This is a genomic window from Alkalibacterium iburiense (genome assembly GCF_039521845.1).
GTDB classification, from domain to species: Bacteria; Bacillota; Bacilli; order Lactobacillales; family Carnobacteriaceae_A; genus Alkalibacterium; species Alkalibacterium iburiense.
Genome location: NZ_BAAACW010000159.1, coordinates 1 through 1,343, shown reverse-complemented (window position 1 = coordinate 1,343; position 1,343 = coordinate 1). Strand labels below are relative to the sequence as shown.

1 protein-coding gene is annotated in these 1,343 nt (G+C 42.9%); it reads right to left on the bottom strand.

Going from position 1 to position 1,343, the window contains the following annotated elements; all coding sequences use genetic code 11:
* Positions 1–142 precede the first annotated feature (142 nt).
* Positions 143–1,036: a DUF7973 family transport facilitator gene (locus ABDZ53_RS11870; RefSeq protein WP_343756799.1), complete on the bottom strand. Its 894-nt coding sequence runs from the start codon at positions 1,034–1,036 to the stop codon at positions 143–145.
* Positions 1,037–1,343 lie beyond the last annotated feature (307 nt).

Here is a 1,343-nt window from a genome sequence, read left to right as displayed (position 1 = left end):
ACATTCTCAACACTCCTTCATTTTCGAAACGCTTACATATATTATACTAAAAACCCCCTATTCTATCTATCGAAATCATAGGTAGAATAGGGGTTTTTCAGCAGTCTCGGTAGTCATTCCCCTCCCTTTTTTTATATTTTGATTACTGAATCAATAGAGCGCTCACTAAAATAACAGTTGTCATAACCCATATGGCATTAGCCGGCGGGTCAATATGTGTATCTCCATGAATCAAGAACAGACGGGCTAATACTTCCCCTAAAATTCCTGCAATGACTCCGAATATAATACCAACCAGTAAGGAACCGAATGTTGTGGCTCCTAGGGCTGCAATAATGGCCATATGGTGAGTAATGGGGATTTTACCACCAAACTGGAAGAAGATGAGAGACATCGCAGCCAGCCCGAAACCAAAGAAATTCGCTGCTTCTGGGGCAACGGGTTCAATGGCTAAAGCTGCCCAGGCTGATAGGATACTCACGCCTAATCCAATGGTAATATTCTGTAGCCATTCCTGTTGGTACTCTACCCAAACCTGTTCTCCTCCAGGAGTGAATCGTCCTCTCTTTTCCGCTTCTTCACTGACTGAAAACAGGCCATTGTGACCGAAGATTAAGCGTGCTATAACGGCAGATATAACGACTGTTAACGCAATGGTGTCTGTATAGTCTCCTACTACAGCTACTAATCCGGCATTAATTAAATAGCCTAAGGCCCCGAATAGTCCACCAACGAGTAAAACAATGGGCTTGTCTAATCCAGATAGCGACGTTAAGATATCTTTACCGTCTTCCATGTACTTCTTATTTGCTGCATAAGCCACTGCCGCTACTCCGCCGCCGAAAGCTGTATGAGGTCCGAACAAAGGGCCGAATCCCCAGTTGTTTATCACATCAAAGCTGGTGTTTCCAAATACCGCTATCGTGCCAAGTACGACAAATACGCCCGTTAAAATAAAAGCTGGCAAGGCTCCAATGGCCGCTCCAAATAAGCCTGCCCCGAATGATGCCAGTAAATCAACCCAACTAAACTCCATAATACCCTCTCCTTATTATGAGTGTTTGCTTACCTACTCTTCTTCTAAATTCAGTGTACCATTCACGCCAAAACAGACAAAGATATTTTACTCGACATCGGTTAGTTTATTAAAAAAAGCTTCGGCTACGCCTTCGCCCTTTTGGGATAGTGCGTAGCCATTACTTTTTCAGTTCTGAATTATCGTAGACGATACCGTGAATACTCTTATAGTAAACAGGAACCATCTCATTTCCAAATCTTTCACAACTAAATCTAGGTGGATCCATTGGGTCTCCACCATCTAGAACATCAAATTGTTTGACTAT

Coding starts and splice junctions, on each gene's coding strand:
- ABDZ53_RS11870 (WP_343756799.1), bottom strand. CDS start 1,036: ATGGAGTTTAGTTGGGTTGATTTACTGGCATCATTCGGGGCAGGCTTA.